Origin of the sequence: Nocardioides sp. CPCC 205120 (assembly GCF_048654585.1) — a bacterium.
In the GTDB taxonomy this organism is placed as follows: Bacteria; Actinomycetota; Actinomycetes; order Propionibacteriales; family Nocardioidaceae; genus Nocardioides.
On sequence record NZ_JBMCYY010000001.1, the window covers coordinates 452,181 to 475,008 of the forward strand.

At 76.6% G+C, this 22,828-nt stretch carries 19 protein-coding genes; 8 read left to right on the forward strand and 11 right to left on the reverse strand.

Annotation, left to right across the window (positions count from 1 at the left end; all coding sequences use genetic code 11):
• Positions 1 to 6: 6 nt before the first annotated feature.
• From ACOACO_RS02180 to ACOACO_RS02195, 4 genes are read right to left on the reverse strand one after another with little or no spacing between them, the layout of a single operon-like run.
• On the reverse strand, positions 7 to 1,203 hold the full coding sequence (locus tag ACOACO_RS02180) for an acyl-CoA dehydrogenase family protein (RefSeq protein ID WP_420294620.1): 1,197 nt from the start codon (positions 1,201 to 1,203) through the stop codon (positions 7 to 9).
• A complete protein-coding gene (locus tag ACOACO_RS02185) occupies positions 1,200 to 3,017 on the reverse strand; it encodes an acyclic terpene utilization AtuA family protein (RefSeq protein WP_420294621.1) in 1,818 nt (605 codons plus the stop codon). The genes ACOACO_RS02180 and ACOACO_RS02185 overlap by 4 nt, the downstream gene beginning before the upstream one ends.
• Positions 3,014 to 3,940 carry a TIGR03084 family metal-binding protein gene (locus ACOACO_RS02190; protein WP_420294622.1) on the reverse strand — a complete coding sequence of 309 codons (927 nt, stop codon included), beginning with the start codon at positions 3,938 to 3,940 and terminating at the stop codon, positions 3,014 to 3,016. Before ACOACO_RS02190 ends, ACOACO_RS02185 begins: the two co-directional genes overlap by 4 nt.
• The gene (locus ACOACO_RS02195) at positions 3,940 to 4,593 is read right to left on the reverse strand and encodes a TetR/AcrR family transcriptional regulator (protein ID WP_420294623.1); all 654 of its coding nucleotides are present in this window, start codon (positions 4,591 to 4,593) and stop codon (positions 3,940 to 3,942) included. Before ACOACO_RS02195 ends, ACOACO_RS02190 begins: the two co-directional genes overlap by 1 nt.
• A 191-nt stretch (positions 4,594 to 4,784) precedes the next feature.
• Here ACOACO_RS02195 and ACOACO_RS02200 point away from each other — a divergent pair, with 191 nt between their 5' ends.
• Both ACOACO_RS02200 and ACOACO_RS02205 read left to right on the forward strand, forming a co-directional pair.
• Positions 4,785 to 5,423 carry a hypothetical protein gene (locus ACOACO_RS02200; RefSeq protein ID WP_420294624.1) on the forward strand — a complete coding sequence of 213 codons (639 nt, stop codon included), beginning with the start codon at positions 4,785 to 4,787 and terminating at the stop codon, positions 5,421 to 5,423.
• A 71-nt stretch (positions 5,424 to 5,494) separates the two neighbouring features.
• Positions 5,495 to 6,250 (forward strand): SDR family oxidoreductase, encoded by a 756-nt coding sequence (locus ACOACO_RS02205; protein ID WP_420294625.1) that lies wholly within the window; start codon positions 5,495 to 5,497, stop codon positions 6,248 to 6,250.
• A 109-nt stretch (positions 6,251 to 6,359) separates the two neighbouring features.
• Here ACOACO_RS02205 and ACOACO_RS02210 read toward each other — a convergent pair whose 3' ends face one another.
• Both ACOACO_RS02210 and ACOACO_RS02215 read right to left on the reverse strand, forming a co-directional pair.
• Positions 6,360 to 7,040 (reverse strand): histidine phosphatase family protein, encoded by a 681-nt coding sequence (locus ACOACO_RS02210; RefSeq protein WP_420294626.1) that lies wholly within the window; start codon positions 7,038 to 7,040, stop codon positions 6,360 to 6,362.
• Entirely contained in the window at positions 7,037 to 8,344 is a 1,308-nt protein-coding gene (locus ACOACO_RS02215; RefSeq protein ID WP_420294627.1) for a phosphotransferase family protein, read from the reverse strand. Before ACOACO_RS02215 ends, ACOACO_RS02210 begins: the two co-directional genes overlap by 4 nt.
• Positions 8,345 to 8,402: 58 nt before the next feature.
• Between ACOACO_RS02215 and ACOACO_RS02220 the strand changes: the two genes are divergently transcribed.
• Positions 8,403 to 10,295 (forward strand): penicillin-binding transpeptidase domain-containing protein, encoded by a 1,893-nt coding sequence (locus ACOACO_RS02220; protein ID WP_420294628.1) that lies wholly within the window; start codon positions 8,403 to 8,405, stop codon positions 10,293 to 10,295.
• Between the two features lie 175 nt (positions 10,296 to 10,470).
• Positions 10,471 to 15,081, forward strand: coding sequence for a hypothetical protein (locus tag ACOACO_RS02225; protein ID WP_420294629.1), 4,611 nt, complete (start codon positions 10,471 to 10,473; stop codon positions 15,079 to 15,081).
• 65 nt (positions 15,082 to 15,146) lie between these two features.
• On the opposite strand, the gene ACOACO_RS02230 is transcribed toward ACOACO_RS02225, so the two are convergent.
• Together ACOACO_RS02230 and ACOACO_RS02235 are read right to left on the reverse strand one after the other, a co-directional pair.
• Positions 15,147 to 15,587, reverse strand: a complete 441-nt coding sequence (locus ACOACO_RS02230; protein ID WP_420294630.1) for a hypothetical protein — start codon at positions 15,585 to 15,587, stop codon at positions 15,147 to 15,149.
• Positions 15,580 to 15,948: a hypothetical protein gene (locus tag ACOACO_RS02235; protein ID WP_420294631.1), complete on the reverse strand. Its 369-nt coding sequence runs from the start codon at positions 15,946 to 15,948 to the stop codon at positions 15,580 to 15,582. Before ACOACO_RS02235 ends, ACOACO_RS02230 begins: the two co-directional genes overlap by 8 nt.
• Before the next feature lie 45 nt (positions 15,949 to 15,993).
• Here ACOACO_RS02235 and ilvA point away from each other — a divergent pair, with 45 nt between their 5' ends.
• Positions 15,994 to 17,301: a threonine ammonia-lyase IlvA gene (gene ilvA, locus ACOACO_RS02240; protein ID WP_420294632.1), complete on the forward strand. Its 1,308-nt coding sequence runs from the start codon at positions 15,994 to 15,996 to the stop codon at positions 17,299 to 17,301.
• Between the two features lie 138 nt (positions 17,302 to 17,439).
• Complete coding sequence (locus ACOACO_RS02245; RefSeq protein ID WP_420294633.1) at positions 17,440 to 18,546, forward strand: alpha/beta hydrolase; 1,107 nt, start codon at positions 17,440 to 17,442, stop codon at positions 18,544 to 18,546.
• Positions 18,547 to 18,585: 39 nt separating this feature from the next.
• On the opposite strand, the gene ACOACO_RS02250 is transcribed toward ACOACO_RS02245, so the two are convergent.
• Positions 18,586 to 19,407, reverse strand: a complete 822-nt coding sequence (locus ACOACO_RS02250; RefSeq protein WP_420294634.1) for a PP2C family protein-serine/threonine phosphatase — start codon at positions 19,405 to 19,407, stop codon at positions 18,586 to 18,588.
• A 117-nt stretch (positions 19,408 to 19,524) separates the two neighbouring features.
• Between ACOACO_RS02250 and ACOACO_RS02255 the strand changes: the two genes are divergently transcribed.
• Positions 19,525 to 20,472, forward strand: a complete 948-nt coding sequence (locus ACOACO_RS02255) for a PfkB family carbohydrate kinase (RefSeq protein WP_420294635.1) — start codon at positions 19,525 to 19,527, stop codon at positions 20,470 to 20,472.
• A gap of 32 nt (positions 20,473 to 20,504) precedes the next feature.
• Here the strand turns inward: ACOACO_RS02255 and ACOACO_RS02260 are convergent, their stop codons facing one another.
• Positions 20,505 to 20,876 (reverse strand): MmcQ/YjbR family DNA-binding protein, encoded by a 372-nt coding sequence (locus ACOACO_RS02260; protein WP_420294636.1) that lies wholly within the window; start codon positions 20,874 to 20,876, stop codon positions 20,505 to 20,507.
• 146 nt (positions 20,877 to 21,022) lie between these two features.
• Between ACOACO_RS02260 and ACOACO_RS02265 the strand changes: the two genes are divergently transcribed.
• On the forward strand, positions 21,023 to 21,454 hold the full coding sequence (locus ACOACO_RS02265) for a VOC family protein (RefSeq protein WP_420294637.1): 432 nt from the start codon (positions 21,023 to 21,025) through the stop codon (positions 21,452 to 21,454).
• An 83-nt stretch (positions 21,455 to 21,537) separates the two neighbouring features.
• Here ACOACO_RS02265 and ACOACO_RS02270 read toward each other — a convergent pair whose 3' ends face one another.
• Complete coding sequence (locus ACOACO_RS02270; protein WP_420294638.1) at positions 21,538 to 22,809, reverse strand: oxygenase MpaB family protein; 1,272 nt, start codon at positions 22,807 to 22,809, stop codon at positions 21,538 to 21,540.
• Positions 22,810 to 22,828: the final 19 nt, after the last annotated feature.

The following is a 22,828-nucleotide window of genomic DNA, read 5'->3' on the forward strand; positions in this document are numbered from 1 at the left end:
CGGCGCTCATCCGGCGTACCCCAGCAGCCGCGCGGAGAGGTCGGCGAGCACCTCGTTGGCGCCGCCGCCGATGCCGAGCAGCCGCACGTCGCGGTAGTGCCGCTCCACCTCGGAGCCGCGCATGTAGCCGGTGCCGCCGAAGAGCTGCACCGCCTCGTGGCACACCTGCTCGGCGGTCCGCACCGCCGTCTCCTTCGCCAGGCACGCCTCGGCGATCACCTGCTCGCCGGCGTCGTGCCGGGCGGCGACCGCGTGGGTGTAGGTGCGGGCGACCTCGACCTGGCGGCGCATCTCGACGAGCTTGTGGCGCACCACCTGGCGCGACGAGAGCGGCTTGCCGAAGGTCTGCCGGTCGTGGGAGTACGCCGCGGCGAGCGCCAGCGCGCGGGCCGCCGCCGCGTAGCCCTGCACCGCGAGCCCGATCCGCTCGACGACGAACTGCTGGGCGATCTGGACGAACCCGGTGCCCTCCTCGCCGACGAGGTTCGCGACCGGCACGCGGCAGTCGACGAACGACAGCTGGGCGGTGTCGGAGCAGTGCCAGCCCATCTTCTCGAGCTTCCGGTCCACGGTGAAGCCGGGCGTGCCGGCCTCGACGACGAGCAGCGAGACGCCGCCGTGGCCCTTCCCGGGCTCGAACGGCCCGCCGGTGCGCACGGCCGTGGTGACGAAGTCGGCGCGCGTGCCGGAGGTGATGAACGTCTTCGCGCCGTTGACGACGTAGTGGTCGCCGTCGCGCACCGCCGTGGTGCGGATCGACGCCACGTCGGAGCCGCCCTCGGGCTCGGTGATGCCGAGCGAGCCGATCGTCTCGCCGGCCAGCGTGGGCCGCACGAACCGGTCGACGAGGTCGGCGTCGCCGCTCGCCACGATGTGGGGCAGCGCGATGCCGTGGGTGAAGAGGCTGGCGATGAGCCCGCCCGAGCCGCCGCCGTCGAAGATCCCCTCGGTCACCGTCACGGAGTCGAGCAGGTCGCCGCCGTCGCCGCCGACGGCCTCGGGGAACCCGATGCCGAGCAGCCCGGCCTTCGCCGTCGTCGCGTGCAGCTCGCGGGGCAGGGCGCCGGCGTCCTCCCACTCCTGCAGGTACGGCGCCACCTCCCGCCGCGTGAACGCCGCGGCGGCCTCGCGCAGGGCGGTGCGCTCCGGCGTACCGGTGAAGGCGACGTCCGCGGCCAGCGAGGTCTCCATCCGCGTGCTCACAGCAGCGAGTCCTCGACGCTGACCATGCGGCTGCGCACCCACTCGCCGAGCCCCTTCGCCTGCGGGTCGAAGCGGGTGGAGGCCGCCACCCCCTCGCCGAGCAGCCCCTTGACCACCACGTTGACTCCTCCGAGGTTGGGCAACGGGTAGACCTCGACCTCGAGGTCCGCCGCCTCCGGCACCAGCTCGCGGATGCGGCTGGGGGTGACGAGCTTCGTCAGCCAGGTCACGCGCGCCGCGTGCTTGGCGGGGTCGTGGCGGGCGCCGGTGGTCGCGACCCACAGCCCGATGTTGGCGTCGCCGCCCTTGTCGCCCGAGCGGGCGTGCACGAACGAGCCGAGCGGCATCCGGCGGGTGAGCGTGTCGATCGGGGCGGGGTACGGCGAGGGCCGCTGCGCCTGCGCCTCGTCACCCACCTCGGTGGTCTCCGGGGGGTGCGGCACGACGGCGCGCCGCTCCTCGCCGTCCGGTCCCCGCACGACGACGACGTGCTCCACGGCGTCGCGGTCGACGTACGCCGGGTGGTAGACGCCGTACGGCGAGGGCTTGGCCGGCGGCGCGGTGATCGCGAAGCCGGGGTAGGAGCCGAGGGCGAGCTCGACGGCGGCGGAGGTGAAGGCGCGGCCGACCTTGTCGGCGTCCGCGTCGAGCACGGTGGCGCGCAGCAGCACCGACGCCGACTCCTCGGTGGGGGCGTCGGGGGTGGCCGGGCCGGTGTCGGACCAGTCGAGGGTGGCGGGCCGGCCCAGCGGCGACGCGTCGAGGGTTGTCTCGACCTGCGCCCGCACCCACGCGGCCTTGTCGTCGATGTCGAGGCCGGTGAGCACGAACTCGACGCTGTTGCGCCAGCCGCCCAGCACGTTGACGGCGACCTTGAGCCGCTCCGGCGGCGGGCTGCCGACCACGCCGGAGACGCGCACGCGGTCGGTGCCGACCTGCTCGAGGCGCACGGTGTCGAGGTGGGTGGTGACGTCGGGGCCGTGGTAGCGGTTCGACTGGATCTCGTAGACGAGCTGGGCGGTGACCGTGTCGGTGGTGACCGCGCCGCCCGTGCCGTCGTGCTTGGTGACGACGAACGAGCCGTCGGCGGCGACCTCGGCGACGGGGAAGCCGAGCGGCGTGGTGAGTGCGTCCGCCGGCAGGTCGCCGAAGCCGGAGAAGTTGCCGCCGGTGGCCTGGGTGCCGCACTCCAGCACGTGGCCGGCGACGACGGCGCCCGCGAGCTCGTCGTACTGGGTCGGGCCCCAGCCGAAGTGCGCGGCCGCGGGGCCCACGACGAGGGAGGCGTCGGTGGTGCGCCCGGTGACGACGACGTCGGCACCCGCGCCCAGCGCCTCGGCGATGCCGAACGCGCCGAGGTAGGCGTTGGCGGTGAGGGCCTGCGTCCAGTCGCGGTCGGCCGGGTGGAGGGCGACCGTGCCCTCGCGCAGGGCGGCGGAGAGGTCGTCGCCGGTGACGTGGGCGATGCGGGGCGAGAGCCCGAGGCCGTGGGCGACCTCGGCGAGACGCTCGGCGAGCCCGGCGGGGTTGAGCCCGCCCGCGTTGCTGACGATGCGCACGCCGTTCTCGAGCGCGAGGCCCAGGCAGTCCTCGGCCTGGCGCAGGAAGGTGCGGGCGTAGCCGGCCGCCGGGTCGCGCATCCGGTCCTTGCCGAGGATGAGCATCGTCAGCTCGGCCAGGTAGTCGCCGGTGAGCACGTCGAGGCCGTGCGGGCCGTCGGGGCCGGTCGTGACGCCCTCGAGCATCTCCCGCATGGCGGAGAGCCGGTCGCCGTAGAACCCCGAGCAGTTGCCGATGCGGAGCACGTCGCTCATGCCGTTCCTCCCTGCGGGTCGGTGTCGGTGGGGGTGCCGGTGGGGGTGCCGGGTGCCTGCGGCGCGCGGCCCGGGCCGGGCGGGCCGGCGAAGGCCTGGGCGACGTCGAGCCAGTGGTCGGCCTCGGCGCCGACCGCGCGCAGGGCGAGGTCGTCACGATGGCGGCGCTGGGTGACGAGCTGGGCGAAGTCGACGGCCGGGCCCTCGACGCGCTGCTCGGCGTCCTCCGGGCCCCAGGTCCACGTCGCGCCCGAGGGGCCGACGAGCTCGACCCGCACCTCGGCGCTCGGGGCCTCCTCGCCACGGTTGAGGTGGGAGAAGGCGCGCGTGCGCACGCCGATGTGGCAGACGTGGCGCACGCCGTCGTCGTGCACGACCGGGGCGCCGAGGGCGTCGGCGACGTCGAGGCCGTGGGCCCAGGTCTCCATGTAGCGCGCCGTCGCCATCGACGTCGGGCTCATCGGCGGGCCGAACCAGGGCATCTTCGCGCCCGGGTGCAGCTCGGCGAGCTCGCGCAGCGCGGCCTGCAGTGCCGCGCGGCGGTCGCGCCAGTCGGCCAGCAGGGTCGCGGGCGGTACGGCGGCCCCCTCCGTCGCGGACCGGTCCACGAAGTGCTCGGGGTCGCCCATCGCCTGCAGCACGATCGCGTCCCACTCGTCCTTCGACCCGGCTGCGGCGCCGGCGGCCGCGGTGGCGGCCACGTCGGTCCAGGCGAGGTGCGCGACCTGCGCGGCGACGTCCCAGCCCGCCGCCGGCGTCGGGCGGCGCCAGTCGGCCTCGGGCAGCGGGGCGACGAGGGCGTCGAGCCGCGCCGAGAGGGCGTCGAGGTCGGCCAGCACGCCCGCGAGGGCGCCGCCGGACGGGGCGCCGCTGGCTCCGGTCGGGGCATCGGTCGGGGCCGCGGGGTCGGGGGGCGGGGCCATCAGGACTCCTGGGTGTCGGGGGTCGGGGCGGGCGCGGCGTCGGAGGCGGCGTCGAGGGCGGCGTCGAGGGTGAGGGCCCACTGGTCGAGGATCCGGGCGCGGCGGGCGGTGTCGTCGCCGAGCGTCGCGGCGAGGCCGAGGCCACGGACCAGGTCGAGCGTGGCCTGCACCAGCTCGCGGACGCCGGGGCGGGACTCGTCGGCGCCGAGCAGCTCGACGGCCAGCTTGTGGGTCTCGCGGCCGAGGTGGCGCTCGAAGGGCGCGACGACCTCACGGAGCGCGTCGTCGGCGCGCGCGGCCACCCACAGCTCGAGGGCGGCGGTGAAGACGGGGCCGGTGAAGAGGTCGGCCAGCATGCGGAGCACCGCGCCGGTGCTGCGGCGCTCGCCCAGCGCGGCGACGGCGGCGGTGAGCTCGTCGCGCCGTGCCTGGGTCAAATGCTCGACCGCGGCGACGACCAGGTCGTTCTTGGACGGGAAGTGGTGCAGCTGCGCGCCCCGGCTGACCCCGGCGCGCTGCGAGACCACCGTCGTCGACGTGCCCGCCCACCCCCGCTCGGCCAGCACCTCGACGCAGGCCTCGAGCAGGCGCGCACGCATGGCCCGCGTGCGCTCCTCCTGGGGCACGCGGTTCGTGCGCTGCGTCACGGTCACCCGGCCCACCCTGGGGTACGCCGTGACAAACAGTCAAGCCTGTCTTTTTCTCCTGGTCCACCGACGCAACCGATACGGGCGCCGGCGCGTCGCACCCGGGGCGGGTACGGCGGGCGCGGGGGTGCCGCCGTACCCGACCCGCGGGCGTCGCGCGGTTTCGGCCCCGCCGACGGTGGAGACCTCTTGTCGTCGTGAGGACCGCGACTGCCCTGCCCACCACCATCCTGCTGATCGCGGCGCTGGCCGCGTGCGGAGGCGGGGGCGACGAGGGGGACGACACTTCTCCGACCGGCCCCGCCTCGAGCGGCTCGTCGAGCTCGTCCGCCGCGCCCACGCCGTCCGCGACGACCAGCAGCGCCACCACCGACGGGTTCACGGCCGACGGCAGCGTCCTGGCCGTCGGCACCGCGGCGACGGTGGCGCTGAAGCCCCACCGGGAGGCGCCGACCGGTGCGGCGCAGGTCACCGTCACGGAGATCGAGGAGGTCGCCGACCGCGACGTCTCCGCGGACCTGGGCGGCGACTCCGCCTACGTGGTGCGCGCGACGCTCGAGGTCACCGCGGTGGCCGACGACTTCCGGGGGATCCAACCGAGCATCGACCTCAACGCGCGCGTCGACGGGGCCGTGGTGAACGGCGCCTCGGCGGAGGTCGCCGACGAGCTCGGGTGCGGAGCCCTCGACCTCCGGTCGAGCACGGCGGTCGGGGACACCGCGGAGTTCTGCAAGGTCGTGATCGTCGAGCCCGGCGTGGTCGTCGACGCAGCGTGGACGACCTACAGCGACCCCACCGCGCTCAGCGGCGACGGCTACGTCCTCTGGGTCGGCTGAACCGTCGTCGCGGGCGCGGTTCCGCCGGTGCCCGGCCCGCGGCCCGGCCGGCCCTCGGTCACACTGTGCGCATGAGCGACGCACGCACGATCGTCATCACCGGCGCGAGCTCCGGGCTGGGGGCGGAGATGGCCCGCCAGTTCGCGGACCTGGGCTACGACCTCGGCCTGTGCGCCCGCCGTACCGACCGCCTCGACGAGCTGCGGGCCGAGATCCTGGCGCGCCACCCGGAGCGGCGCGTGGAGGTGCGGGCGCTCGACGTCACCGACGACGACGCCGTCTTCACCGTCGTGCACGACCTCGCGCGGGCGCTGGGGCGCATCGACCGCTTCATCGTCAACGCGGGCCTCGGCAAGGGCGCGCAGCTCGGCACCGGGAAGCACCGCGCGAACCGGCAGACCGCCGTCACCAACTTCCTCGGCGCGCTGGCGCAGACCGACGCCGCGCTCGAGGTGTTCCGCACCCAGGGCGACGGCCACCTCGTGATGGTGTCGTCGATGTCCGCGATGCGCGGGCTGCCGGGGTCGACGACGACGTACGCCGCGACCAAGGCCGGCGTCGCCCACCTCGCCGAGGGCGTGCGGGCCGACGTCTACGGCTCGGACATCAAGGTCACGGTGCTCTACCCCGGGTTCATCGCCTCGGAGATGAACGACGGCACCGGCGGCAACCCGCCGATGATCGTCTCGACCGAGAAGGGCGTGCGCGCCATGGTCGCGGCGGTCGAGAAGGAGAAGGCGTCCGCCTGCGTCCCGCCCCTGCCCTGGGCGCCCATGAGCGTCGTGCTGAAGCACGCCCCGCTGGGCCTGCTCCGCAAGCTGGTCTGAGCCTCAGGTTTCCCCGCCTAGGTGGGGAATCATGTGCTTTACGGCCAATGCCTGGGCCGTAAAGCACATGTTTCCCCGCTTAAGCGGGGAAACCCCACCCCACTCCCCCTCACCCGGGGACGGGGGCGGCGGCCTCGAGGTGGGTGTGCTCGTTGAAGGTGACGACGCGGGCGCCGGCGGGCCCGACGGCGATCTTCGTGACCGCGGTGTTGACCACGACCGGGTAGAGCCGGGTCCAGGCGCCGGCGAGCTCGGCGGCCGGCACCTCGGGGTCCCAGCCGCCCACCATCGCCACGACGACCCAGGCGATCGCGCTGCCGGAGGTCACGACCACGACGGGGCCGCCGCGGGCGCGCTCGGCGGCGTCACCGAGCGCCGCCCACGTGCGGCGGGCGAACTCCTCGAACGGCTCGGTGTAGTCGTCGTGCTCCCCGCTGGTCCAGCGCATCATCGCGACCTGCAGCCACTGCTGCACCTGCACCGGGTCGGGGTCCGCGCCGCCGACCATCGTCGGCATGTGGTCGCGCAGCACCTCGCGGTGGTCGAAGCAGTTCCACCGCGGGTCCAGCACCGGCTCGGTCGACCAGCCGGCGGCCTCGGCCATGCTCTCGACGGTCTCGGCGTGGCAGGGCGGCTCCCCGTGCAGCAGCGCCGCGGGCGTCAGCCCGCGGGCGGCGAGCCCGCCCCCCAGCAGCCGGGCCTGCTCCCACCCCAGCGGCGAGATCGCGTACGGGCCCTCGGGGTCCCAGGCGGCGTGGCCGTCGCGCACGAGGAGCACGGTGCCCGTCATGCGTCCCACCCCACGGGTCCGTGCTCGACGACCTGGCGGCAGCGCTGCTCGAGCAGCCCCACCATCGGTCCGAGGGCCGCGAAGGCCGGGTTGGTGGTCGCGCCGGTGACGAAGCGCGCCCAGATCTGCTGCGCGATCACGGCGAGGCGGAAGAGGCCGAACACCTCGTAGAAGCGCCAGGAACCGGCGTCGACCGCCAGGCCGCGGCGCGCGGCGTACCCCTCGACCACCTGCTGGCGCGTCCACATGCCCGGCAGGTGGGTGGGTTGGCGCCGCGAGGCGCGGAAGGCCGGCTCGTCGTCGGCCTGCACCCAGTAGGCCAGCGCGCTGCCGAGCTCGCACAGCGGGTCGCCGACGGTGGCGAGCTCCCAGTCGAGCACGCCCGCGACCTCGAACGGCCGCCCTGCGCGGGGGTCGCCGTGCAGCACGAGGTTGTCGAACCGGAAGTCGTTGTGCACCAGGCAGGAGCCGACGTCGGCGGGCCGCTCGGCCTCGAGCCACGCGGTCACCTCCGCGAAGTCGGGTACGTCGGGGGTGCGGGCCGCGGCGTACCGGCGGGTCCACCCGGCGACCTGCCGGGCCACCGAGTCGCCGCCCCGGCCGAAGCGGTCGAGGCCGGTGGCGGCCACGTCGACGTCGTGGAGGGCGCCGAGCACGTCGACCGCCCGACCGCACAGCTCGTCGACCGCCGCGGGGGTGAGGGCTGCGGCCAGCTCGTCCGGCACGTCGGAGCGCAGGATCGTGCCGGTGAGCCGCTCCATCACGTAGAACTCCGCGCCCAGCACCGCGGTGTCGGTGCCGTGCACCACCATGGCGGGCACGAGCGGGAAGACGGGGCGCAGGGCGGCCTGCAGGGCGAACTCGCGGCCCATGTCGTGGGCGCTGCCGCCGCGGGCGCCGTGCGGCGGGCGGCGCAGCACGAGCTCGCGCACGGCGTCGGAGCCCTCGCCCGAGCCCTCGCCCGAGCCCTGGCCGGCGCCGAGCGGGCCGTAGCGGAGGAGGTAGGTCAGGTTGGAGGCACCGCCGGGGAACTGGCGCACGACCGGCAGGCCCGGGGGCAGCTCGGCCCGCGCGCTCCCGAGCACGCCGGGGGCCACCTCGGCCCCGGGCGCGCTGCCCGTCAGCGCGGTGCGCAGCCAGCCGTCGACGGCCGCGACGTCGAAGGCGTCCTCGTCGCGCACCGGCCGCGTCGCGTCCCCGACCACGCCGTCCTCGGTCTCGATCGCGTTCTCCTCACGGTGCCCGGACCGGCCGGTGCGACGCCGGCGGGTGCCCGCGTCCGCCCGTCCTGTCCCGTCCGGCATTGTGTCCGACATCATTGTGCAGCGAGGCCGATTCGGCAGGTTGCGAGGGGGAGCGGGCATGGGGCAGTGGTTCCGGCGGGGCGGCGCGGCGACGGTGGTGGCGCTCGTCGCGTCGGCGTCCCTCGTGGCCTGCAGCGGTGACGACGAGGAGCGCGAGGCCGCGACCGAGGTCGTCACCTCCCTGGCCGCCGCGCTGTCGGCCGGCGAGCTCGACGACGTCCCGCTGTCGGGCGCCCGCCCCGCCGAGGCCCAGGAGCAGCACGACGCGATCGTCGCCGGCATGGGCGAGGCCGAGCCGGTCGTCAGCGGCTCGGCGGTCGAGGTCTACCCCGACAACGGCCGCGCGACGGCCCAGCTCGCCTGGTCGTGGGAGCTCGGCTCGGCGACGTGGGACTACACGACCACCGTCGAGCTGACGGGCGCCGGCGAGGACTGGTCGGTGCGCTGGTCCCCCGCCCTGGTGGAGTCCTCGCTGCTCGAGGGCGAGGTGCTGCGGGCGCGCACCGTCGCCGCCCCCCGCGGCGCGGTGCTGGCCGGCGACGGCACGCCGATCGTCGTGCCCCGCCCCGTCCTGCGCTACGGCATCGACAAGTCCCTCACCGACGCCGCCACCGCCGCGACGTCGGCGCAGGCCCTGGCCGAGGCCCTCGGCATCGACGCCGCCGCCTTCGTGCAGCGGGTCGCGGCCGCCGGGCCGCGCGCCTTCGTGGAGGCCCTCGTCGTGCGCGTCGAGCAGGCCGACCCGAACCTGCTGGCCGGCACGCCCGGCGTCGCCGCCCTCGAGGGCACGCGCCAGCTCGCCCCCACCCGCACCTTCGCCGCGCCGGTGCTCGGCACCGTCGGCGAGGCCACCGCCGAGATCGTCGAGGAGTCCGACGGCGCCGTCGCCGCCGGCGACGTGGTGGGCCTCAGCGGCCTGCAGCGTCGGTACGACGACACGCTGCGCGGCACCGACGGCATCGGCGTCGTGGTGGTCGACGCCGAGGGCGGGGAGCGCGAGGTCCACGCCCAGGAGCCGGTGCCCGGGACCGACCTGACGACGAGCCTCGACGTACCCCTGCAGACGCTGGCCGAGTCGGCGCTCGCCGAGGTCGGCCCGGCGAGCGCGCTGGTGGCGGTGCGTCCCTCCGACGGGGCGCTGCTCGCCGTCGCCAACGGCCCGGGCACCGGGGGGACCAACATCGCGACGTCGGGACAGTTCGCCCCGGGCTCCACCTTCAAGGTGGTCAGCGCCCTCGCGCTCCTGCGCGCCGGGGTCGCCCCCGACGACGCCGTCGAGTGCCCCGCCACGACCACGGTCGACGGGCGCACCTTCGAGAACTACGACGACTATCCGGCCGCGGCGCTGGGCCGCATCACCCTCACCCGGGCCGTCGCGAACTCCTGCAACACCGCCTTCCTCGGCAGCGCCGACCTCCTCGGCGAGGGCGCGCTCGCCGAGGCGGCCGCCGCGCTGGGCCTCGGCGTCGACCACGACCTGGGCTTCCCGGCGTACCTCGGTTCGGTGCCGGCGCCGGAGAGCGCGACCGAGGCCGCGGCCTCCCTCATCGGCCAGGGCCGGGTGCAGGCCTCCCCGATGGCGATGGCGACGGTGGCGGCCTCCGTCGCCGCCGGCCGCGCCGTCCTGCCCCGGCTGCTGCCGGAGGTGCCGACGGAGCAGGTGCCGCCGGCGTCCCCGCTCACCCCCGAGGAGGCGGCCGCGCTCCAGGGCTTCCTGCGCGCCGTGGTCACCGAGGGCAGCGGCCGCGCGCTGGCCGACCTGCCGGGCGCGCCCGTCGGGGCCAAGACCGGCACGGCGGAGTTCGGCACCACGACCCCGCCCGCGACCCACGCCTGGATGATCGCGACGCAGGGCGACCTCGCCGTGGCCGTCTTCGTCGAGACCGGGGAGTCCGGCTCCCGCACCGCGGGCCCCGTGCTGCGTGCGTTCCTCGCCGGCGCGGCCGGCTGAGCGGGACACCCACCGGTCACCCGGCCGACACCTCGCAGGGGCTGACGCGACGGTCCGGCGGGAGTAACTTCGGGCCCACACCATCCAGCTCCGTCGCGGACTCGGGCCCGCCGCCGGCCCTGACCGGGGCGCGGCGCGGCGTCGTGGCCGTGACCCACTCGGGGGAGTCACGCACGTGGTCAGGTCCTCACGCCTGCACCCGGTCACCCGGACCGGGTCCGCCCTCCTGCTCGTCCTGCTGGGCATGGTCGCGCTCGGCGCACCCGCCCAGGCCACGACCGGCCTCGAGGTGGGCATCCGGGCGACCACCGCGCCGCAGGCCCCCTCCGGCACGCCGTTCGGCTACGAGGTGCGGGTCGCGTGCTCGCGCGCGGACACCCCCTGCGAGGGCGTCGTCGCACGGCTCCCGCTGGGCGACGCGGCGTCGTACGACGTGGTGCCCGGCGAGGCCGGCGCCCCGGCGGGCGTGCAGGTCACGACCGCCGTCGAGGGCGAGGCGCTCGTCGCGACCGTCGCCGGCCCCCTGCCCGCCGGCACCTCGGTCACCGTCCCGTTCACCGTCACCCCGCCCAACGACGTGCTCGCCGACGGCACCGGCTGGTCGCTGACCCCGACGGCGACGAGCACCAACGCCGCGGTGCGGGGCGCCCCCGGCGGCTACACCCCGACGACCCGCAGCAGCGTCGAGGCGCGCACGTCGCTCGTCGCGCGGGCGGTCACCGCGGGCAACGTGTGGCGCAAGCCGGGCGACGAGGTGCGCTTCGAGGTCGAGGTCGCGTGCCTGCAGCCCGAGGCCGGCAACGTCTTCCCCGGCCGCCTCGAGGTCGCCGCCGAGCTCGCGCCGGGCCTCGAGCTCGTCCGCACCGAGCCGGGCGCCACGCGCCGCGACGACCGCACCGTCACGTGGGTGGCCGACGCCGCCCACCTGCCCCCCAGCTGCACCGAGCGCGGCGCGACGACCCCGGTCCGCGGCGCCGTCGTCGCCCGCATCGCCGCCGACCAGGTCGACGGCACCCAGCTGCCGCTCGTGCTCCGCGCCCGCCCCAGCACGGGCGGGTCCACCCCGGTCGTGACGGGCCAGGTGGTCCGCACCACCACCCAGGTCACGGTGCGCACCCGCCCCGAGGCCAGCCCGGGCGGCCTGTTCGCGGGCGCGTTCGGCCAGGTCCGCACCAGCACCGCCGACGCTGGCTCCACCGAGGACCGCTCGCAGGCGACGTACGCCGGTGACTGGCTCGGCACGCTCCCGGCCCAGCCGGGCAGCACCCTGGCGCAGTACCAGCCGAACGAGGCGACGGGGCTCGCCCAGGCCGGGTTCAAGGCGTCGTACAACAACGTGGAGGGCGGCTCGGGCTACCAGGTCGCGCTCAGCGAGCAGCTGCCGTGCCTGACGGGCGGCACCCGCCACGAGCCCCGCGAGGGCGCCTGCGCGCCCGCGTTCCACGCCACCACCGCCGCCGTGTGGGTCGACAACGACGCGGACGGCGACCACGGCCCGGCGCTGCCCGCGACGTACCGCGCGCAGGCGCTGCTGACCGACGGCTCCCGCGTCGCGCTGCACCGCACCGGCGCCTCCCCCGGCCTGGCCGACGGCGGCCAGTGGGCCGCGTTCGCCATCCCCCGCAGCGCGGTCGGCCACGTGCGGGCGGTCGAGTTCCCCCGCACCCGGGGCGCGGAGTCGTTCCGGATGCACTGGGCGGTCTACGGGTACGCCGACGCCGAGGTGGCCGCCGGCGACGTCCTCGTCGCCCGCACCAGCGGCCGCGCCCACCACGGCGACTGGTCGACCGCGCTGACCCCGCGCGACGCGCAGCTGGCCGTCGCCGGCCGGCCGCAGCTCGGCGTCGCGACCTCGTTCGCCGACGACGTCGTCGAGGAGGTCGGGGGCACCACGACGCTCGCCCTCACCGGCCGCGCGCTGCTGCCCGGGGCTCCCGGGGGCGACCTCGTGCTCGCCGACCGCCTCCCGGTCGGCACCCGCTGGGACGGCGCGGTGCCCGCGACCGTGCCCGTCACCGTCGACGTCACCCACCGCGGCGCCGACGGTGGCCAGGTGCAGCGCACCGCGTCGCTCGACCTGCCGCTGCGCGTCGCGGCCAACGTCGGCGGCAGCGGCCGCACGCTCGTGACCCTCACCCTGCCGGCCGCCGAGCTCGCCCCGTGGACGAGCGCCGGCGGCGCCCGCCTCGACCTGGCCGCCCGCCTGCCGGTGGCCACGACGCGCCCCGGCCTGCACGTCAACGAGGCGCGCCTGCTGCTGCCGGGCGGCACCGTCGCCGACCTCTGCGCCCAGACCCCCGGCGCCCGCGCGGGCGTCGTGGCCCCCCACGTCAGCGGGCTCGACGTCCCCGCCGCCGGCTGCGGCGCGACCGCCCCGCTGCGCGTCGAGGTCGGCGACGGCGCCGCCTCCTTCTCCGTCGACACCGTCGTGCGCGGCGACCGCGACACCGGCGACAAGGCCGCCCCCGCCCTCGGGCTCGTCAGCGCCCAGCGCGGCGAGGCGACGTACACGATCCGCTGGCGCAACACCGCCGACGTGCCGCTCAAGGACGTGGTGCTGTACGACGTGCTCCCCACCCCCGGCGACGAGCTGCTCGCCGGCGCCGCGGTCGGCACGCCGCGGGGCAGCGGGTTCGGCACCCGCTTCGTGCGCATCGAGGACGCGCCCCCGGGCCTGCAGGTGCAGTACGCGACCGGCACCGACGTGTGCCACTCCGACCTCGGCAGCCCGATGGCCGACGGCTGCGCCACGTGGCGCGAGACCGCCCCGGCCCGCCAGGTGCGCGGCCTGCGCGTGACCTCCCGCGAGACCTACGCGATCGGCGAGGGCTTCGACCTCACCTTCACCGTGGCGGTCCCCGAGGGCCTCGAGCCCGGCGCCGTCGCGTGGAACACCGTCGCTGCCACGGCCCGCAACGCCTGGACCGGGTCCGGCCTGCCCGCCCGCGAGAGCCAGAAGGTGGGCACGACGCGGTACGCCGACCACCTGCCCCCCGTCGTCGAGCTGTCCGCGGACCGCGCGTACGCCGGGGCGGGCGAGGCCGTGACCTACCGCCTGTCCGTCAGCAACCCGGGGCCGTCGCCCCTCACGACGAACGCCCCCGTCGGGCGCCTGCCCGTCGGCCTGCAGTTCCTCAGCGCCACCCTCGGGGGCGTCGTGCAGCTGCTGCTCGACGCCGTCGGCCAGCTCGCCGACGGGCTCCAGACGGGTCTCCTGGGCGCCGGGGAGCGGCCGTTCCTGCCCACGCTCGACGCCGACGAGCCCGCCGACGAGCCCGCCGAGCCCGGCACGCCGGAGGAGCCGGTCGACCCCGGCACGCCGGACGAGCCCGCGCCCGCCCCCGCCTCGGGCGGCGAGGTGACGTGGCCGGCGCTCGAGCTCGCGCCGTACGAGACGAAGGTCGTCGAGCTGGTGGCCGCGCCCGACGCCTACGCGGCCGGCACCCTGCTGAGCCGCTTCGAGCTCGACGGCGCGATCCTGCCCGACCCGTGCCCCGAGGGCGCGGGCGTGTGCGCCGAGGTGAACGTGCCGTCCGGCACGCTCGCGATCACCCACGAGGCGGACGGCGACGGCGTCGACCTCTTCGGCTCCGGGCCCACGGCCATCCAGGTCGACTGCGTGCGCGGTGGCGTCGCGGTGCACGGCTTCCCGCGCACGGTGCAGCTCGCCGACGGCGAGGGGACCGCGGACCTCCCGGTGCCCTTCGGCTCGGTCTGCACGGCCGGCGTGACCCAGGACCAGGGCGCCACGGCGGTCGCCGTCCAGCCCGCCGCCGGCACCCGGGTCACGCCCGAGACGCCCGCCGGCAGCCTCCTCGTGGCCACCCGCTTCGACCTCGCCCGCCTGCTCGTGGTCAAGCGCGTCGCCGGGGTCGGCGCGCCGATGGCCCCGCCGGCCAGCCGGGTGGAGGTGTCCTGCACGTGGCGGGGCGCGACGCTGCCCGGCTTCCCCGTCGAGATGGACCTGCGGCACGGCCGGGCCGGCGAGGTCACCGCGCCGCTGCCGGTGGGTGCCCTGTGCAGCGGCGCCGACACCGACGCGGCGGGCGCCGACCGGGGCGCGGCCGGCGCGGTCACGCTGCGCACGGCCACCCGCGACGGCCACACCGTCCTCGAGCTCGTGTCCGGCTTCTCGGCCGGTCGCCTGGTCGTGCGCGGCGACGCCGCCCTCGCCGACGACGCGACGGTCGACGTCACGTGCCGGCGCGGCAGCGCCCCCGTGTGGTCGGGACACGTCGCGGTCGCCCCGGGCCGCTCGGTCGTCGCCGGGCGCGCCGGCGCACCCGCCCTCCTCCCGGCCGGCACGGCCTGCACGGCGGCGGGGGGCACGGCGTACCGGGTCTCGGCCGACGGTCCCGCCACCGCCGTGAGCGTCGTGGCGGGCGACCCGAGCCGCCTGCAGGAGCTGGTCATCACGGTGGGTCCGCGGACGGCGTACGCCGACCCGGTCACCCGCGCCGGCCTCGGTCCGCGCTCGTCGACCCCGGCGCTGCCGCCGACGCCGGGCCTGGCCGGGCTGCCGGGCGGTCTCGCGGCGGGCCTCCCGGGCGGCGTCCCCGCCACGACGGTGCCGCTGGGCGTGCCCCCGCTGCTCCAGGCCGCCCCCGACTCCCGCGTGGTTCCGGGTGCCGAGGACCCGGAGGGCTCGCTGGGCCTCGCCTCCCCGGCCGCCGCCGAGGCGGGTCCGGAGGAGGACGGTCGCCGCGTCGACCCGCTCCTGCCCCTCGCCGTCGCGGGCGTGCTGCTGCTCGGCGCGGGCGCGCTCTGGTCGCGGCTGCGCGCCTGAGCCCCGGTCCGGGCCGCCGGTTCGTGGTGGCAGCGCCAGGGGATCCGTGGCGCTGCTACCACGGATCAGGTCGAGGGGCGGGTGCGCAGCAGCCAGGCGAGCCCGAGGAAGGGCAGCACCAGCGGCAGGTAGCCGTAGCCCGACCCGAACCGCGACCACACGGTGTCGTCGGGGAACCAGTCGCCGTGCACGACGCTGACCGTGCCGACGGCGAGCACCCCGACGAGCTCGACGAGCACCGCGACCCACGCGACCCGGCGCCACACCGGCGCCGGGCGGGCGAGGCCGAGGGTGGCGGCGACGTACACCAGTGCCGCGAGCGCCGACAGCCCGTAGGGCACGGGCGCGTCGGCGGCGTGGGTGACGAGCTGGACGGACGAGCGGCCGGTCGCGGCGAGCGCGAGCACGGCGTACACGGCGACGAGCACCCGTCCCCAGCCCCCGGAGGTACGGCGGGACGCGGCCTCGGCGGGCGTCTCCCCGGGGCGGGGCGTGGCCTCAGGCACCGACCGGGTCCCAGATCTGCTCGAGGCGCACGACGAGCACGGGGATGACGAGGAGCACGACGAGCAGCACACCGGTGCCGGCGCGGCTCGGCTCGCCGCGCGCCCACCAGATGCCGACCGGGATCATCGCCACGAGCCCGAGGAGGTAGCCGACGAAGGTCGCGACGCTCACCCCGTCGGGCACGCCGCGGAAGGTCTGCACGAGGCCGACGACGAGCTGCACGACCAGCAGCAGCTCGACGACCCACAGCGGGAGACCGAGGAGGGGGTCGGGGCGGCGGTCGCGCCAGACGTAGAACCCGGCGAGCGCCGCGACGACCAGCGAGGCCACGACGACGGCGAGCTGCAGCGGGTCCCACACGGGAGCCATCGTAGGGACCGGCGACCACCGCCCTACGCTGACCCGGTGACCACCTCGCTCCCCGACCACGCGCGCCCGGGGCTGCCGAGCGCGGCCGACGTCGACCGTGCGGCCGCCCTGCTCGCCCCGGTGATCCCGCCGACGCCCCTGCAGCACAGCCCGCGGCTCTCCGCCCTGACCGGGTACGACGTGTGGCTCAAGCGGGAGGACCTCACGGCCGTCCGGTCCTACAAGGTGCGCGGGGCCTACACGGTGATCGCGGGCCTCGACGCGGCGGCGCGGGAGCGCGGCGTGACCTGCGCGAGCGCCGGCAACCACGCGCAGGGCGTCGCCTACGCCTGCGCCCGGGCCGGGGTGGACGCCACGATCTTCCTGCCGCGCACCACGCCGCGGCAGAAGCGCGACCGGGTCGCCACGCTCGGCGGCCCGCACGTCGAGGTCGTCATCGCGGGCGAGGCCTACGACGACGCCGCCTCCGCCTGCGCCGAGTTCGCCGACGCCTCGGGCGCCACCGTCGTGCCGGCCTTCGACCACCCCGGCACGGTGGCGGGGCAGGGCACGGTGGCCGCCGAGATCGTCGCCCAGGCCGCCGCCGCGGGCCTCGCGCCGGCCGCGGTCGTCGTGCCGGTGGGCGGGGCCGGGCTGCTGGCGGGCACCACGACGTACCTGACCGAGCGGGCGCCGGGCGTGCGCGTCCTGGCCGCGGAGCCCGCGGGCGCCGCCTCCCTGGCCGCCGCGCTCGAGGCGGGCGGCCCCGTCGACCTGCCCCACGTGGACCCGTTCGTGGACGGCGCCGCGGTGCGGCGCATCGGGGCGGTGACGCACGCCGCGGTGGCCGCGGCCCGCCGTACCGTCGAGCTGGCGACCCTCGCCGTGCCCGAGGGCCTCGTGTGCGTCGAGATGCTCGACCTCTACCAGTCCGAGGGGATCATCGCGGAGCCCGCGGGCGCGCTCGCGAGCGCCGCGCTGCGCATGGTCGAGGGCGCCGACGCGCCCGCGCCGGGCAGCACCGTCGTCTGCGTGGTCTCCGGCGGCAACAACGACGTCTCGCGCTACGCCGACGTGGTCGAGCGGGCGCTGGTGCACGAGGGCCGCAAGCACTACTTCCTCGTCGAGTTCCCGCAGGAGCCCGGCGCGCTGCGCCGCTTCCTCGACGAGGTGCTCGGCCCCGACGACGACATCACGCTGTTCGAATACACGAAGCGCAACAACCGCGAGACCGGGCCCGCCCTCGTCGGCGTCGAGCTCGGCGACCCCGGCGAGCTCGAGGCGCTGCGCGAGCGCATGGAGGTCTCCAACCTGCGCGTGACGAAGGTGGACCCCGACAGCCCCCTCTTCGGCTTCGTGCTCTGAGCCGGCGCCCGGCGGGTACCGGACGGTCCTCAGCTCCGGGCCGCGCCGGCCGATGTCCCCCGTGGTGTTGTGACGGGGAGCACAATGGGCGGTCCGAGCGACCGATCGCTCAGCCGGGGCGCGACGAGGAGGTCCGCGATGCGCAGGACGAGGAAGGCGGCGGAGTCCGTCGCCGCAGCATCGGCGGCGTCCGACCCCCTGGCGGGGCTCGAGGACGAGGGCGCCCTGGCGTCGGTGACCTCGGTCGCCTCGGCGCGCGCCGCACGCGCCGACACCTCGCTCGTCCGGCGGGACCACGGCGGCGGCGGGGCCCGCAGCGCGGCGCTCGACCTGTGGCTGCGCGCCACGGTGCGCCCGCTCATCGGCGTCTGGACCCTCGCGCCCCACCTGCCCTGGCCCTACCACGCCGTCGACCACCTCGGCCGGCTGCTGCGGCCGCTGCCGGGCACGACCTTCGAGCGGATCCGGCTGCCCCACTGCCCCGGCACGCGGGTCACGACGGACGCCGCGGCCACGAGCGGGCAGACGATCGTCTACCTCCACGGCGGCGCGTTCCTCGTCGGCGGCAACCACCTGCACCGCCAGCTGCTGAGCCGCGTCGCGCACCGCACGGGCGCCACGATCATCGCGCCGGAGTACCGCAAGCTGCCCCGCCACACCGTCGCCGACGCGCTCGAGGACGCCGTCGACGGCTACCGGTACGCCCTCGACCACGGCGCCGACCCCGCCCGCACGGTGCTGATGGGCGACTCCGCCGGCGGGTTCCTCTCCGTCATGCTCGCCATCGCGATCCAGCGCGCCGGCCTGCCGGCGCCCGCCGCCGTCGTCGCGCTGTCGCCGCTGGTGGACTTCGTCCCCTCCGAGGACGTGACCTACCCGGGCTGCACCCTCTTCCCCCGCGCCGCGATCGGCCGCTTCCAACAGCTGGCGGCCCGCGTCAACCAGCGCCGCGGCCGGGGCGAGGACCCCATCGAGTCGCCCACCCACGCGCCGCGCCGCGGCCTGCCGCCGGTGTTGGTGCAGGTCAGCTCCGCCGAGTGCTTGTACGCCGACGGCGTGCGGCTCGCGGAGACCCTCGCCGCCGCGGGGGTGCAGGTCGAGCTCGAGGTGTGGGACAAGCAGGTCCACGTGTTCCAGGCCGCCGCCGGCTTCGTGCCCGAGGGCCGCGAGGCCCTGGAGAACGCCGCGGCGTTCGTCGAGCGGGCCACCGGCGGCGAGCAGCTGCGGCAGGCCGTCACCGCCTGACGTTCGGGACCGCCCCGGCGCCCCGGCGCTCGGGGGGAGTCAGGGGTGCTGCTGGTCGCCCGGGTCGACGACGTTGCGCGGGTCGCGGATCGCCCCGTGCAGCTCCCCGTCGGCCGAGAGCCGCACGGCGTCGGGGTCGTCGACCACGTCGAGCACGAGCACCGTCACGTTGTCCCGGCCCCCGCCGTCCAGCGCGGCCTGGACGAGGGCGTCGGCCGCGGCGGCGGGGTCCGCCGTACCCAGCAGGGGGGTGAGCGCCGCGTCCTCCACCATGTCGGTGAGGCCGTCGCTGCACAGCAGCAGCCGGTCGCCGGGCCGGGCGTCGAGGACGGCGATGTCGGGCTGCACCTCGGCCTCGGTGCCCGAGCCCGCGTGCAGGGAGCGCATGACGACGTTGCGCATCGGGTGGGTGCGCACCGCCTCCGCCGAGATGTCGCCGGCGTCGACGAGGGCCTGCACGAACGTGTGGTCGTGGGAGACGCGCACGAGCTGGCCGGCGCGCATCAGGTAGGCCCGCGAGTCGCCGATGTGGGCGAGCACGACGCGGTGGCCGTCGGTCGCGACGGCCGTCAGCGTGGTGGCCATGCCGGTGCGGTCGGGGTCGGCGGCGACGCCGCGGTGCAGGTCGAGCACCACGGTGCGGATGGCCTCGCCGAGCACCACGGCCGGGTCGTCGTCGGGGTGCGAGCGGGCCGTGGCGGCCACCACCCAGGCGGCCGTGGCCGAGGCGACCTCACCGGCCGCCGCGCCCCCGACACCGTCCGCGACCAGGGCGAGGTAGGGCGAGGAGTACGCCGCGTCCTCGTTGTGGTCGCGCACGAGTCCCACGTGGCTGGCACCCGCACCGACGAACCGCAACATGCCTGCCATCCTGCCAGCCGCGCCCACCTCGCCCCCACCTCGCACGGACGGGTGAGACCCCGTGTGATCCCTCGCACGGAACTGCCCGATGTCGCGCAGAAGTCGTACTGTCGACGGGTGCGTTACAACCCCTACGTGACCTGTGTCGGCGGTGCGGTGCTCAACCGCTCCTACCGCGTGACCGGTCCCGTCGTCCTCGGGAAGTCCCACCCCGCCACCGGCGGCACCGCGTACGGCGGGGTCGCCCGCAACGTGGCCGAGAACCTCACCCGGCTCGGGGTGCGCGCCGCGCTCGTCTCCGTCGTCGGGGACGACGTGCCCGGCCGCGCCCTGCTCGACGACCTCGACCGGATCGGCGTCGACACCTGGGCGGTGCGCCCCATCGCGGGCCGCACCACCGCGACGTCGAGCACCGTCCGCGGCCCGGGCGACGAGCTCGTCCTCGGTGTCTCCGACACCGGCGTGCTCGACGAGATGACGCCCGAGCGCCTCGCCGAGCCGCTGTCGCGGGTCGAGCCCGGCGCGTGGATCTTCGCCGACGCGACGCTCCCGGACGCCACCCACACCCGGCTGGCCTCGACCCGCCGCACCCGGGACCTGCGCCTCGCCGTCGACACCGTCTCCGTGGCCCGCGCCGCCCGCGTGCCGGCCGACCTCGGCGCCGTCGACGTGCTCTTCACCAACCTCGACGAGGCCCGGACGCTCCTCGTGGACCGCCGCCGCCCGCCGGGCGAGACCGCCCACGACGCCGCGCTGGCCCTGCTCGACGCCGGCGTCCGCTCGGTCGTGCTGACGCTGGGCGCCGACGGCCAGGTCGTCGCGGACGCCGACGGCGTCACCGTGCTGCCCGCCGTGCCCTCCGCCGTCCTCGACGTCGAGGGCGCGGGCGACGCGCTCGTCGGCGGCACCCTCGCCGACCTCGTCGTGGGCCGCCCCCTGCGCGAGGCCGTCGCGACCGGCGCCGCCGCGGCCGCCCTCGCCACCGAGGTGCGCCCGCAGGTGCACCCCCGCCTCACGCGCCAGCTCGTCGACGCCCGCCGCGCCGCCGTGCCCCAGGGCGTCTGAGGGCTCCCCGCCCCAGCCCGCCCCAACCCGCCTCAGCCCGCGTCCGGCCGCTCGACCAGGTCGGCGAGGCGCGCCGGCGCCTGGATGCAGTAGGAGTCGGTGAGCAGCTCGGCCACCTCCGTCCAGTCGGTGGTGTCGTCGAGCAGCATGCCGGCGCCGTCGCCGGACCAGCCGAGCACGAAGTACGGGTCCCCGAGGTGGCCGAACGCCATCACCTCGGCGGGCTCGGCGCGGAACGTGACGCGGAACAGCTGGTCCTCGCCGCCGAAGACGTGGGCAACGGTCGCCTTCCCGACGCGCCAGCGGACGCCCGTCCAGGCCGCCTCCTCCTCGCACTCGGGGAGGGCGCCCAGGATGCGCCGCAACCGCTCCAGCATCGCCGGGGGGACGTCGGGACGTGCCATGGCGCCACGCTCCCACAGCGCGCCGACACCCCGCCCGACCTCCGTCGTACGACGGGAGCCGCCGCACCGATGAGAACCGGGCCCGCCCCGGGTCGGAGCAGCGACGCGGCCCGACGGCGGTCGCGCCCCGACGAAGGAGCACGGCGATGACGACGCACATGAACACGTACCTGGTGTTCGGCGGCAACACCCGCGAGGCGATGGAGTTCTACCGGTCGGTGCTGGGCGGCCGGCTCGACGTCATGACGTTCGGCGACATGGGCGAGACCGGCCCGGTGCCGCCGCCCGAGGGCGTCATGCACTCGTTCCTGCTCACCGAGCAGGGCTTCCGCCTCATGGCCTCCGACGGCCCGCCGGCCGAGGAGATCGTGCACGGCAACGACTTCGCGGTCGCCCTCAACGGCGACGTCGAGGACGAGGCCCTCGTGCGGGGCTGGTACGACGCGTTCGCCGCGGCGGGGACGGTCGACGTACCCCTGGAGAAGCAGATGTGGGGCGACTGGTTCGGCCAGGTGACCGACCCGTTCGGGATCGCCTGGATGTTCAACATCTCCTCGGGCCAGGAGCCCGGCGCCTGAGCTCTGCGACCTGTCCCTGTGCTCTACGACCCAGGCATTGGCCGCAGAGCACATGATTCCCCGCCTAGGCGGGGAATCCCCACTCACACCCGCAGCTCGCCCACGGCGGGCGCGTCGGTGCCGAAGTAGTCGGCCATCGTGCGGTCCAGCACGGCGGCCGACCACCGGTCCAGGCGCGCCCGGCCGCCGGGCAGGCGCCGGTCGACGCGGTAGCGCCACGTGTTGAGCCCCAGCAGGTAGAGGTGCGCCCACGGCGGGCGCGCGCCCAGCCCGAGGTCCCGCATCGACTCGCGGCCGAGGAACGCCGTCAGCATGCTGAGCGTGCGCTCCTGCTTCCACCGGCCGTGCTCCATGCCGCCGAGCATCGTGACGATGTCGCGCGAGAGCCGGCTGCCCGCCGGCGTGACGTCGCCCTGCGCGAGGAGCACGTGGTAGTTCAGCCGGTGCCGCTCGCGCTCGTCGTCCACGAGCCACTGCTCGTCCACGCCCATGAGCCAGCCGACGTACTTCCACAGGTGCATGACGGCCCGGGACTCGCGGGCGCTGACCGGTACGCCGAGGGCCCGCACCCCGAGCAGCACGACGCCGTCGAAGAGGCCGAGCGTGCCGGCCTGGTCGGCCTGGTTGATCGGCAGCCCCCAGCGCTCGACGTCCCAGGAGTCGGCGAACGAGGCGTTGACCAGCGCGTGCATGGCGCGCACGTGGACCGTGGCGCGCCAGCCCTCGCCCCACCGGCCGTCGGCGTCCCGCCGCAGCGCCAGCGGCTTGCTCAGGCTCGCGGTCCACGTCTGCGTCTCGGCGAGGCGGCGCCGGGTGCTGTCGCCGGTCAGCCCCCCGGTCGCGACGAGCAGGTCGGGCGGGCCGCCGAAGCGGTAGCCGCCGATGAGCGACAGCTGCAGCAGCACGTCGGCGGCGTTCTGGCCGAAGCGCAGGTAGGTCGCCGCGCCCTCCTCGACGAGGTCGGGGTCCACCCAGTCGGGGGTCGCCGTGACGTGGTCGAAGAAGGCGCGCAGCGCCGGCGGGGCGGCGGGCACGGCGTCCACCCCGTCGGCCAGCGCCGTGCGGAAGGCCCGCATCGTGACCCGCCGGGGGTCGCCCGCGGGGAGACGCATCGCCGCGGCGAGCCGGGCACCGACCTCGTCCTGCTGCCGCAGCGCCGCCCCGATGCGCGCCAGGAGCTCCTCGTCGGGCTCGCGCACCCGTGCGACGAGGCGGAGCGTGCGGCCCAGGCGGCGCGACCGCTCCGGCGCGGAGCGGAACCGCGCGGGCGGCGCGGGCGGGACGGGCGGCGCCGGCGCCTCCTCGCGGGCGGTGAGGGACGGCGTACCGGGGGACCGATCGACCTGTGCACTCATGCACCCACCCTGACGCGAG